Consider the following 11,502-nt stretch of genomic DNA (forward strand, 5'->3'; position numbering starts at 1 on the left):
GCCCTCCCCTCCCCGCCTTCCGCCCGGACCCCGAGTGAAAGCCCCCGCCGCCACCGAGCAGCTCGGTCCCCACCGCGACGCCATGCAAGCCGTGGACTGGGCCCTGCCGGCGCTCCGGGCGGACCTGGACGCGGCGGGACGGCAGCCCTTCCGGGAGACGGGGGCCCAGGAGGACTTCCTCCACCGGTATGACGCGCCCGCTCACGAGGCGCAGGGGCCGGAGCGGACGGAGCGCTTCGAGCACGCCCTGGCTCGGGTGCGCCAGCTGGCGGATGCCGGGGAGGCGCTGACGTTCTCCCGGATGGTGGAGGTCCAGGAGACGCTCCGGGGGGTGCGTACGGCCTTTCGCACCGGGGACGCGTTCGCGCACGGGGGTGCGCACCGCTATGCGCAGGCGCCGGGGTTGGAGGCGGCCTTCGTCCAGAAGGTCGAGGCCGACGCAGGGGAGGAGCGCCATCCGGTGGCGCACGCCACCCGGTTGTACCTGGACCTGTGTTTCTTCCACCCGTTCCCGGACGGGAACGCGAGGGCGGCGCGGCTGTGGCTGGAATACATGCTGCGGCGGGGCGGGCTGCCCACCCCACCGCTGGTGCCCGTCGTGCTGTTTCCCAAGCGACCGGGTGACGCTGTCGGGTACGTGCGCCTCACGCGTCTGGTGGCCCGAAGCATCGCGGGGCCGGATGCCCCCTGTCGCAACGAGGTGCAGCCGTGAGCAGCGATCCTTCCAAGCGCCCGTGGAGGCGCATCCGCGAGAGCCTGGACACCTATGAGCCGGAGGCGCTGGCGACCCGGTTGCGCGACCTCCTGGCGCCGCTCCAACCGATGAGGTCCGGGGGGGACGCGTTCCGCCGGGGGATGCTCAAGCTCCTGAAGAACCAGGTGCAGGACCTGCTCAGCGCCACCCTGGGCCCCTGGTACACCGAGAGCGGCCTGCCGCTGGGCAACGAGAACCTGGGTGGCTACTGCTGGTGCCATTCGTTCTTCAATCAGAACCCCACGCCGAACCTGGACGTGGATGCGAACATCCGGCTCATGTTGGAGGCGCTGGAGCGCATCCGGAAGTATCTGTACGCGCTGGATGCCCTCTTTGAAGCCGCGCGCGAACGGTTCCTCGCGGCTCGGGGAGACAAGAGCCTCCAGGCGACGGTGCTCGCGGAGGCGCTGGTCCAGACCGTGGACCTCACGGCCGCGGAGACGTACTGCGAAGAGGCCTGGTATCAGGTCGCGGAGTCCGCGATGGACTGGTGCCTCGATTCGCTGGACGTGCTGGTGGGCGAATCCACGCAGGAGCTGATGGGCACGCTGTTCGTGTTCGAATCCTGGGTGACGCCGCCCCCGGAGGCGCTCCGAGCCTCGGCGCAGCGGGTGGCGGTGGCGGCGCTGAACGACGACGTGACGCCATGAGCAAGACAGCCCGTTTCTCGTGGCAGCTCATCCGCGACAGCCTGGAGGGCTATGAGCCGGAGAAGCTGGCCAGGTTGCTGCGCGCGTACCTGGAGCCCCGGGTGCCGCCGGGGACGCTCAAGCTGACGGACGAGCAGCGCAAGGAGATGGCGAAGCACGTCCAGCACCTGCTCGATGAGAACCTGCCCCCCTGGTACACGGACACGGGGGTGTACCTGGGCAACGAGAGCATGGGGGGCTATTGCTGGTGTCACAGCTTCTTCAACCAGCGCCCCACGCCGAACATGCGGGTCCAGGACAACATCCAGCTCATGCTCAACGCCCTGGAGCAGCGGCGCGCATGGCTGTTCAAGCTGGATGCGCTGTATCAGTCCCTCCGGGAGAGCCTGCCTTCGGAGCCCGGGGACGACGACATCCGGGCGCTGGCCCTGGCGGACGGCCTGGTGGAGGTGCTCCAGGCCACCATGGATGCCACGGGCTGTGAAGAGTCCTGGTATGTCTTCGCGGACCGGGCCTTGGGATGGATGTTCGACGCCCTGGACATGCGTCCGGGCTATCAAGCCGGCAAGCTGATGAAGAAGCTGTTTGCCTTCGGGTCCTGGCACTCACCGCCCGCAGAGGAGCTGCGCGACTCGGCGGAGAAGGTGGCGCTGGCCGTCGTGGAGGACGAGGGCCGCCGGGCTCACAGGACGCACTGACTTCGCTGTTTGACGAAGCGGGCGCGTGAGGCCGTCACGACCGCAGGGGGTGTCGAAACGCAGTCGCGCCAGCATGTCTGATTGAGACGTCCGGATGACAACGGACGTGTCGCGACATGTTGGAATCAGCGGGGTCTCAACAATCTGGAGACGGGGTGGGCGCACCGGCGTGGAACACGGCCCTCCCGGCGCCCGCCCGAGGCATGAAAAAAGCCCGGCACCCTCGCGGGCGTGCCGGGCTGCTGTTGGAGGCGGCGGAGTCAACCTCCGTGGGGCGACTCTCGGCTGGCTCGGCGGCTCAGTTGCAGCGGTACCGCTCGACCGTGTGGGAGTTGATGACCTTCCAGCAAGCGGCGGGGGTTCCGGTGCAGGACGAGCCTTCCGTTACGTTGCACTGGCCGCTGGGGACGGTCGCCGAACAACTCCGGGTCCACATGTCCAGGCAGCTCTCGGTAGTGATGAGGTGCCACGTGAGAGCCTGCCCCGTCACCATTCTTTCGGAGGAACTGCTCGCGGCGGGTTCGGCTGACGGGCTCTCCTCGGCCGGACCACACGCGATCAGCGATCCCATGGCGAAGAGTGTCACAGCAAGAAGCTTCGTCATCGCAACCTTCTTTCGTGGCGAGAGATGGGGCTCCAATCTGCGGAGGCCACGCGAACACAGGCAGCCAGGTTCGTCAACGAGAAGAACCTCCGCGTGGGCCGCCCGCTGCGATTGCGTGGGCGCGAATTGTTGCCGTTTCCATGCCTTCCAGCACCTGCTGCCGCGAGCGAAGTGGGACGCGGACCCGGTGCGCGACGACGTGCTGGAGCATGCACGGCAGGCCCTGGGTGAACCTCACCAGGGTACCCGGTGCGGGAGGGTTTCTTCCCGGAAGATCAGCAGTCCATCCAGGACCGTTGCCCAGGGGGTCGTCATCCACGAGTAATCCAGGGGGCGGGCCACCCTGGCCCCGAGGTCACGAAGCTGGCTTCCATCCAGATACCGGTTGTCCGCGGTGTGATTTGCAAACGCCCAGGCCTCCAGGGAGTCGGCCCGTGCGGGTGCGAGGGTATGAGTGCGATCCGACAAGCCAAGGGCATAGCGCCCGGAGAGCGCGGAAAAACCAAGCGCGAATGACTGCGAACCGAATTTCTCATGAACATGGGAACCAACCGACACCATATTTCGATAGTTCGTCCCGAGGCCCTTGAGGTCCTTGGCGGCGTGAATGGTGGCAAGCCAGACAATCGCCTTCCTGGGCTTGGGGGACTGGGCCAGGAGCCACTCCAGATTCATGAACATGGAATGGCCACGCGTGTTGAAATCCATCAAGTCCCCCTCCCTGCCCTGCTCCGGAGTACGGGACATCTGGGAGACCTGCCGGATGAAATTCCGCTCCAGGTTGCGGACCATCTGCAGTTGGCGCCGGGCCCGCGCTGTCGCAGCCGCTCCGGGCCTGGAGAGCACCGACTCCAGCTCCGTCCAACAGCCCAGGATGAACTTCACGTTCTCCACCGTGAGCTGCGAGGCGTCGTCGTATTTCCATAACACGTGCCGCTCGGCCTTCTCCGTGCACTCGGCCTGCCTCGGGCCCTCCAGGAAGGACATGAGATCCCGCGTCATCTGGCGGGTTGCGTAGGTGCCTCGGTTGAGCTGATCATCAATCCCACCAGCAACGAGGGTTCCCGCATTGATCCGCTCGGACAGGAACGGAATCAGGGGCGCCACCTCCTTGTTGGCCCAGAAGCCGCCAATCGCGGCCGCGAGGACGGCGTCGCTGACGGGTTGGCCCTCCTCCACCCCTGACTGGATATGGAGGAAGTCATAGATGCCTGTCTCAATGAAGAAGGCATCGTATTGGCATTCCTCCACGAGCCTGCGGGTCAATTCCGCCTTGAAGGCGTGGGCACTGCCACTTCCGTGGTGACCATCCTCGCCAAGCAGCGCGATCCTCTTGTCGCAAAGGTCGTGGACCAGCCGGTCGACGTCGGAGACCGCCACGGTCTCCGGTGCGGTGGCGCCCCTGGAGGGCGAGGCACAGCTTGCAAGCAAGGGAAGCAGGAACAGGAGGCATCTCATTCGCGTCCCTTTCATGAGAGGGGGTGAGACGGAGGAGGACAGGGGCATGGGGACCTCGAAAGAAGCCCGCCCCGGAGATTCCGGAGCGTGGCCCTTCAACGTATCGGGCCCTTTTTCTCCTCACCCGGGGTGGTGCTCACGTGACTTTTCCGCGGACCAGGGCCGATATCTGGAGGCAGGGAAATACGGACTGACAGTCAGGCGGTCATGAGGCATGGCGACCCAATCCATTCCGTGGCAGCGCTTCTGGAGCCCTCGTGGCGAAGCGCTGGCCCTCTCCGATGAGGGACCGGGCATGGGCAAGACCGGTGAGCGTCAAGGTAGTTGTCGCGCGAGAGGGCTTAGCCGAGGCGCTTCAGTTCCTGCACTTCCGGTGAGGGATTAAGGCGCACTGGGCCCGCGGGCCGTCAGGCACGCAGCGGCCTCCCCACCTCCTGCGGGGGCGGCGCGCGGCCTCTCCGCGCTGCTCCTCCTCCCACGCCTCTACGAGGATGAGATGGACGTGCACCTCAATCCCAGAATCGTGCCTGATTGGATGCTGCCCGGCCAGCGGCGTGAGGTGGTGACGCCGGGCAACAACCGCAAGCAGTACGTGGCCGGGGCCCTGGAGGCGCGCACCGTCAGGCTGACGTGGGTGAAGGGGCAGAGGAAGACGAGTGCGCTCTTCATTGACCTGGTGCGGGCGGTGGCCGCAGCCTATCCCCAGGCGAAGCGTCTGCACTTCATTCTAGACAACGCCGCCACCCACTCCAGCAAGGTGAAACAGAAGGCACTGGCGGCACTGGACGGGCGAATCGTGCTGCACTTCCTGCCGCCGTACGGCCCGGAGGGAAACCGGATTGAGCGGGTGTGGTGGGACGTCCACGCCGACGTCACCCGCAACCATCGATGCAAGAAGATGGAGGCCTTGATGGGCGAGGTGGACGCCTACCTGGAGGCGCGAAACGCTCAGGCCACTTCCAGCCCCGTGCTGCGGACCCGACCGCTATCCATTACCCCGGCCCGTTACACCGACGCATCCTGGACCTGGCAACAGCCTCACCCGGCTGCTCAACGAAGCTGGCGACACGCTCGCGGCAGGTCCTGGAAACCGCAGACGTCTACGAGGATGCCCGCAGCGCGCTGGATGCTACCCACCGTGCTCGCAAGTCGCGCCCACGGGCGGCAGGCGCTTACGGGCCCCTCCCACCGTCAGGGCGTGGCTACGGGCTGCACAGGTGAGCTTGCCCGGGTTTCGTGGACAGCGTGCCCACCTTGAAGGCCTACCAGGAGCGCTGTGAAGCGCGGCCCGCCTTCCAGCGGGCCCTGGCAGCCCAGCTGGAGCCGTTCCAGCGGCGGTAGGGCCAGGCTCCATCGCCGACCGCTTCACTCGGATTCCGGGGGGGGGAGCGCCTGCTGCCTCGCCTGGGCCTTCCGCTTCCGGGCCAGCGCCACCATGTCCTGCTCCAGCGGACTGCGGGCGAAGATGAAGGGGCCCGTGATGCAGCGGAAGTACCGGATGATCCAGAGGGAGGAGTTGGGGTTGAATTCGGCGTGCGGGTCCTTCCCGAGGATGGGGCCCCCGCAGATCATCCGCCAGACCTGACCCGGGGTGCCGTGCCCCAGCAGCAGGTCATCCGCCTGGGAGTCGACGATGCCCAGGCGGCCTCCCTTCGAGGAGCTGAAGCCAGAGCGGATCCTCAGCCCCAGCGGCGTCTGGTAGCCACCGCCGGGCGCGTAGTCCTTCGGGTCGTCGATCAGGTAGATGCCCTTGGCGGCCTTCTCCGCGCCGATGCGGAAGTTCATCTGCTCGAAGGTCTCCTCATCCAGGGCGGGCGCGCTGAAGGCCGTGCAGTTGATGTCTTCGTAGCCCAGCGCCTTGAGCATGTAGGCCAGACGCAGGGCCACCGCGCCGCCCAGGCTGTGACCGGTCACGGTGATGCGGCTGGACTTCGTGGCACCCAGCTTCTTCAGCTCCTGGAGGACGGGGTCGAGGATGGCCTTCACGCCCTGGTAGGCGACGCCCAGGGGGTCCACGTTGGCGAGCGCGCCCGTGGTGACGTTGCGCTCCTTCCACAGCGCGTCGAAGTCCTTGCCCCAGGACGTGGTGCCGGTGGCGGCCACATAGAACTCCGGCGCACTGGAGCCCATGGAGCGCCAGAACTGGATCTTCGCGGCGGGGTGGAACTCCAGCGCCATGGACTCGAAGCGGTTGAGCAGGGGCTCGCCGACGACCTGCTCCAGGGTGGACTTGAGTTCGAAGTGCCTCGCATGGCTCTTGTGCGCGAGTGCGGGGTCGGATTCCCACACCGTCACGTTGCGTTCGATGCGGATGCCGGGCTCCAGGGACAGGTAGGCCAGGAACATCGCCAGCCCCTGGGAGAAGGAGAACTCCGAGCGCAGGTACGGGATGACCTTCTCGTTGAGTTCGCGCACGAAGCGCGCCTTCACCGCGGGGTCCGAACTTTGCCTGGCGAGGCTCAGCTCCTTGAAGGCCCACTGCATCCGGTCATGGCCGTCCGGGACGCCGGTGAGGTACGGCATCGGCTCCAGGTAGTTCATCCGGAGGGCCACCTCGGCCAGCAGCTTGGCGCCTGCCATCACCACGTCCTGGCTGACCGGTGTCTTCGACAGGGACAGCCGGTGCATGTGGACCAGCATGAGGTCGAGGACGGCGTCAGCGGGGATGGGCGAGTCCAGGGCCAGGATGAGGTCCACGGCCAGGTCCGGGAGGATGGAGCGGGCCTGCAGCTCCTGGAGCGCGTGGAGGGTGGCACTGGCCCGCATCAGCATGTTGGACACGCGCAGCGTCCGGTCCACCTGATCATGGGACAGATCGCCCATGGCGGAGATGCCGTCCACCATGTGCAGCATGGCCTCCATCACCAGCGGGATGCTGGCCGACTCGCGCAACGACCTGTGGACGGAGCCGCTCGATCTGCTTGAGCGCGTCGTCGTGAACCGCTCGGTGGTGAGCCCATCCAGGTGCGATTCGATGATGTCGTAGTTCCCCGGAGGCATGCAAAAGACCGTGAGGTCCTGCTCCTTGGAGAGATCCCCGAAGTGCATGACGATCTCCCCGGTGCCGGGGGCCTGTCTGCCAATGACGAACGTAGGCTTCTTGGAACTGAACCGCTTGATGTGCTCGCGCGGCACGTTTGCCATGACTTGCATCGTGAGCGCCAGGATGCGTGACCCGATGGGCGGCAGCTGGGGCTCGGGCGGGAGCAGCTTGGAGACCTTGGGGGCCTCGATGTACCGCATCCCGGAGACGTGAAAGCGCCGACGCCCCACGTACCTGCGCGTGCGCCGATGGTTGTGATTGTGCGTGAAGGCCTGAAACCCTTTGAGGGCGAGTGAACGCATGTACAGGCTCCTGGGGCGGACGGGGCGCGTTCGCCGGAACGCGGAGACCGCCCGGGTCCCTACGCAAGCGCGATGCCAGGGGATGTCACCAGCACGGTCAGTCGGGACGGACTCGCACGCCCGGAGGCAGGGGCCCGGTGCTGCGTCCCGAAGGCAAGCGGTTGCGTCCCGAGGGACGCGTTAGACTTCAGAGCACCTAACAAATGTCAGGGTAGAGCCTGCGTAGGAGCATGACGCAGCAGCCAAGGACGAGGAAGCCGAAGTGGACATCGTCCCTGTGCTCGTCGCGGACCCGAAGCCTGCGCAGCTGGTTCTTCCAGGCCAGCGTACGCTCCACCACCCAGCGGTAGCGTCCCAGCCGCTCCTTGGACTCGACGCCAGGACGAGCGATGCGCGGAGTGATGCCGCGCAGGCGAAGTCCCCACCGGTTCTTCCTGGAGGCGTAGGCCTTGTCGCCGTGAAGCTTCCCAGGCCGCTGTCGCCGCTGCCCCGAAGGCATCCTCACCGCGGGCACGGAGTCGATGAGGGGGAAGAGTTCGTGCGTGTCGTGCACGTTGGCCGCTGTCACCGATTCGGTGAGCGGCAGACCGTGAGCCTCTACGAGAAGATGATGCTTGCTACCCGCCTTCGCTCTATCCGTCGGGCTTGGGCCCGTGAGGGCCCCCTTTTTGACGCCCGGACGGACGCGGAGTCGATGGAGACGCGGGAGAAGTCCACCTTGCCGCGAAGGCCCAGTTCATCCAAGAGCCGCGCTTGAAGCTGCTCCCACACGCCGGCTCGGGTCCATTCCTCCAACCTGCGCCAGGCCGTCATGCCCGACAGGCCGAACTGCTTGCGAGGCAGCATCTCCCACGGGATGCCGCTCCGGAGCACGAAGACGATGGCCTCCAGCGCCGCCCGGTCATCCGCCCGAGGGCGACCGGGCTTCTTCTTGGGCCGAGGCGGAGGCAGCAGGGGCGCCACGCGCTGCCAGAAAGCGTCGGGGACAAGTTCACGGACCATGTCCCACAAGCTGAGGATGCCCCTTGCCGCTGACCAGCCCAGTCCTGACTTTCGTTAGGTGTTCTAACTCTCAACCCTGAGCTGTTCGATTTGACGGGGGCAACTCCAGACAGCCTTGCCAAGGAGAGAGGCGCGGGACTCAAGGAGCAGCCCCGTGCCCGCGCTCCTGAGTCACTGTGACGCCACGGTGGTCCGCCCTGACCTGATGCTGGCGTGGAAACTGCTTTAGGCTCGGGACATGCGGCTGCCCTGCCACACCCGAAGCGCGTCCCCTTCCCCTGCCTCCCTTCCGAGGCACGCATGAGCACCTGGGCCCTGCTGGCGGGATGGATGCTCATGGCGGCCCCCGCCGACTTCTCCGCGCCCCTGCGGGCGCGTGGAGAGAAGCAGGCCGCGTCCTCGGCGCGGCTGACCTCGGATGGCCAACAGCTCCTGCTCGAGGTGGAGGTGGTGGACCCGACGCCCTCCACCTCGACGGATGACGTGCACTCCGATCACGTCGAGGTCTGGTTCGCGCTGGAGGATCTCAAGGCGGTGGGCCCCACGCGCTTCGTCACCACCGAAGCGGGCGGTCTGTTCACCGTGAACGGCGGGGACAAGCCCAGGGAGCTCGACCGCAGCATCCGCATGCTGTCCGAGGAAGACGATGCGGAGGACCGCTGCGCCGCCAGCGAAAGGAGCGCGCGCGAATCAATTGGGAAGCCGCCCTCGCGCAGGGTGCGCGCCTTCTTCGGCCTCGCGCACCTGGGGCTGTTTCGCGATGGGCGCCCGGCCGTTCTCTATGATCGCCCGCTGTATGCGGCGGCAGGACTGGCTCCCTCCCTGGCGCCGGGGGATGTGAGCTACGAGGTCCAGAAGACGAAGCGCGGCTACCACCTCCGCGCGGTGCTCCAACCGGGAGGGCTCGTCTTCGTCCCACGCACCGGCGTGGAGACCCTGCGCGCCCGGGTGGACGTCATCGACGCGGGGCCTCCTGGAGCCCCTGAGCGCGTGCGCTCCAGCCACCCCGCTCCCCGGTGGGGCGAGCCCTCCACCTTTCATGTCGTGAAGCTGGCCCAACCCCTGAAGCCGCTGCTCCTGGCCGGGGTTCCGGAGTTGGGTCAACAGGACCTGGAGGGACTTCCCCCCTACTTCATGCGCGTGGGCGAGGAGTGGCGGGGCGTCGCCGCGGATTCACGGGAGCCAACGGACACTTCGAACCGGTACTGCCTGAGCAGCGCCAGCGAAGTCCTGGAGCATGTGTTCCTCCAGTGGGAGCTCGGCCCCGCCACGCCGTTCGCGGGGCCAGACACGGTGCGCATCCCCGTGCGAGCAACGGGCGCGGACGCCATGCGCCTGCGAGGTCTGCGCGAAGCGTCGAGGGCGGGGGAGCTGCTCCTGTTCCGCGAGGAGCAGAAGCCCCGGGCGGCCTGGATCGCGGGAGCGATGGAGCTGGGCTTTCGCTTCGAGGATGGGACACCCGGAGCGGTGGTGAAGCAGACCGGCTGGATGATGGGCATGCCCATGGGCGGCCCGTGCGGCGCGGCCGAGGAAAACACCCTGGAGCTCGTGAGGCTGGGAGAGAGCGGCCCCACCTCCGCCGAAATGCTGTCGTGGGACGCCTGCTCGAACGTCGTCGCTCACGAAGGCCAGGAGCTGGTCGATCTGGACGGGGCGTCCTTCTCCGAAGGCAGCGAAGCGTCCTGGCCTGGCTACACGTGGGAGCAGCCGGGACAGAAGCTCCGGATGAAGTTCGCGGACGACCTCTGGGTGGTCGCGAGCTGGAATGCCCGGGACGGCTCGGGTGTGACGGTCCGCGCGGAGAAGCCCGAGGAGGAACCCTGAGGGTGTGGTTGCACGGCTTGTCGTGCCGTGGGCCGGACGACGGGCGGTCTGGCGAGCGACCGGCCTCCCCTCTCGCATTGTGGCGACGAGGCGCCATGAGCACCGTTGAGCTTGTTCACCCGCCCACCGGAGGGACACGATGCCTCGTCCACACAGCCTCACGCTCCAACGGCAACTCTCCACCACCGCCGCCGAGGCCTTCGATTTCTGGGTGAACCCCACGAAGGTCGCCGTCTGGTGGGGCCCCAACGCCGGCGACACGAGCGACGTGCGGACGTTCGAGGTCCGCGTCGGCGGCAAGTACCGGGTCCTCACCCACGCGCCGAACGGCGACACCTACGACTTCACCGGCGAATTCCGAGCGGTCGAGCCCGGCCGGAAGGTGTCCTTCACCTGGGATGTCGAAAAGAGCGGCCCCTCGCAAGTCACCGTCACCCTCGACGAGCAATCAGGCGGTACGCAGCTGACGCTCGTCCACGAGGGCCTTCAGTCGGAGCAGGACAGGGATGCCTGCATCGACGGTTGGAACGGGGCGCTCGACAAGCTGGAGCGCGAAGCGCGCCAGTGGGCCAGCGGACAGGGTGAGGCGCCCGCTTCGCTGTGACGCTGGCGCTGCGCTGAAGGCCCTCAGGGCTTCCCGAGCAGCTCCAACGCGAAGGTGGTCAGCACGGTGACGCCGGTGCGCAGCGTGCGCTCGCGGTCCGGCGCGTAGATGGGCGAGTGCGGAGAGGGGAGCGTCTCCCCCGTGGCCTTTGCCTCCGCGAAGCGCTTGGGCTCGGTGATGCCCAGCCACATCATCACCGAGGGCACGCCCGCGCTGCCGTACTCGGAGAAGTCCTCGCCGCCCATGTTGGGCGGTGCCTCGCTGAGGTTCTTCTCACCCAGCACCTTGCCCACCGCGCCCACCAGCCGCGTCGTGAGCGCGGGATCATTGAAGGTGGCGGGCGTGCCCTCGGTGACCTTGACGTCGGGGGGGCGGGGCGCACCCGAGGCCATCGCCTCCGCTTTGGCGATGCGCTCGATGCCGGCCAGCAGCGCCTTGCGGACCTCCGGCTTGTACGTGCGCACCGTGATCTGCAGGCGCACCTCGTCCGGGATGATGTTGTGCTTGGTGCCACCGTGGATGGCGCCCACCGTGATCACCCCCGGCTCCAGCGGGCTCTTCTC

At 67.3% G+C, this 11,502-nt stretch carries 10 protein-coding genes; 6 read left to right on the top strand and 4 right to left on the bottom strand.

Going from position 1 to position 11,502, the window contains the following annotated elements; genetic code table 11:
- Positions 1-34 precede the first annotated feature (34 nt).
- Genes OV207_RS05350 through OV207_RS05360 form a run of 3 tightly spaced genes read left to right on the top strand, consistent with a single transcriptional unit; the run spans position 35 to position 2,102 of the window.
- Positions 35-712 carry a Fic family protein gene (locus OV207_RS05350; RefSeq protein WP_267553139.1) on the top strand — a complete coding sequence of 226 codons (678 nt, stop codon included), beginning with the start codon at positions 35-37 and terminating at the stop codon, positions 710-712.
- Entirely contained in the window at positions 709-1,404 is a 696-nt protein-coding gene (locus OV207_RS05355) for a hypothetical protein (RefSeq protein WP_267553140.1), read from the top strand. Before OV207_RS05350 ends, OV207_RS05355 begins: the two co-directional genes overlap by 4 nt.
- Positions 1,401-2,102 carry a hypothetical protein gene (locus OV207_RS05360; RefSeq protein ID WP_267553141.1) on the top strand — a complete coding sequence of 234 codons (702 nt, stop codon included), beginning with the start codon at positions 1,401-1,403 and terminating at the stop codon, positions 2,100-2,102. Before OV207_RS05355 ends, OV207_RS05360 begins: the two co-directional genes overlap by 4 nt.
- 838 nt (positions 2,103-2,940) lie before the next feature.
- On the opposite strand, the gene OV207_RS05365 is transcribed toward OV207_RS05360, so the two are convergent.
- The gene (locus OV207_RS05365) at positions 2,941-4,086 is read right to left on the bottom strand and encodes an erythromycin esterase family protein (protein ID WP_267553142.1); all 1,146 of its coding nucleotides are present in this window, start codon (positions 4,084-4,086) and stop codon (positions 2,941-2,943) included.
- Between the two features lie 541 nt (positions 4,087-4,627).
- Here OV207_RS05365 and OV207_RS05370 point away from each other — a divergent pair.
- Positions 4,628-5,422 (top strand): IS630 family transposase, encoded by a 795-nt coding sequence (locus OV207_RS05370; RefSeq protein ID WP_267553169.1) that lies wholly within the window; start codon positions 4,628-4,630, stop codon positions 5,420-5,422.
- A 107-nt stretch (positions 5,423-5,529) separates the two neighbouring features.
- Here OV207_RS05370 and OV207_RS05375 read toward each other — a convergent pair whose 3' ends face one another.
- Positions 5,530-7,509, bottom strand: a complete 1,980-nt coding sequence (locus OV207_RS05375) for a lipase family protein (RefSeq protein ID WP_267553144.1) — start codon at positions 7,507-7,509, stop codon at positions 5,530-5,532.
- 196 nt (positions 7,510-7,705) lie between these two features.
- Positions 7,706-8,511, bottom strand: a protein-coding gene (locus OV207_RS05380) for an IS5 family transposase (RefSeq protein WP_267553145.1) whose coding sequence is annotated in 2 segments (ribosomal slippage) — positions 7,706-8,166 and positions 8,166-8,511 — 807 coding nt in all. Because the reading frame shifts where the segments join, the coding sequence is not laid out codon by codon here.
- Between the two features lie 300 nt (positions 8,512-8,811).
- On the opposite strand from OV207_RS05380, the gene OV207_RS05385 reads away from it, so the two are divergent.
- Together OV207_RS05385 and OV207_RS05390 are read left to right on the top strand one after the other, a co-directional pair.
- Positions 8,812-10,335, top strand: a complete 1,524-nt coding sequence (locus OV207_RS05385) for a hypothetical protein (protein WP_267553147.1) — start codon at positions 8,812-8,814, stop codon at positions 10,333-10,335.
- Between the two features lie 139 nt (positions 10,336-10,474).
- Positions 10,475-10,939 (top strand): SRPBCC family protein, encoded by a 465-nt coding sequence (locus OV207_RS05390; RefSeq protein WP_267553149.1) that lies wholly within the window; start codon positions 10,475-10,477, stop codon positions 10,937-10,939.
- A 23-nt stretch (positions 10,940-10,962) separates the two neighbouring features.
- Here OV207_RS05390 and OV207_RS05395 read toward each other — a convergent pair.
- A partial coding sequence (locus OV207_RS05395; RefSeq protein ID WP_267553152.1) for a M20/M25/M40 family metallo-hydrolase occupies positions 10,963-11,502 on the bottom strand: 540 nt, incomplete at its 5' end.

The organism is Corallococcus sp. BB11-1 (assembly GCF_026626625.1).
Lineage (GTDB): Bacteria > Myxococcota > Myxococcia > Myxococcales > Myxococcaceae > Corallococcus > Corallococcus soli.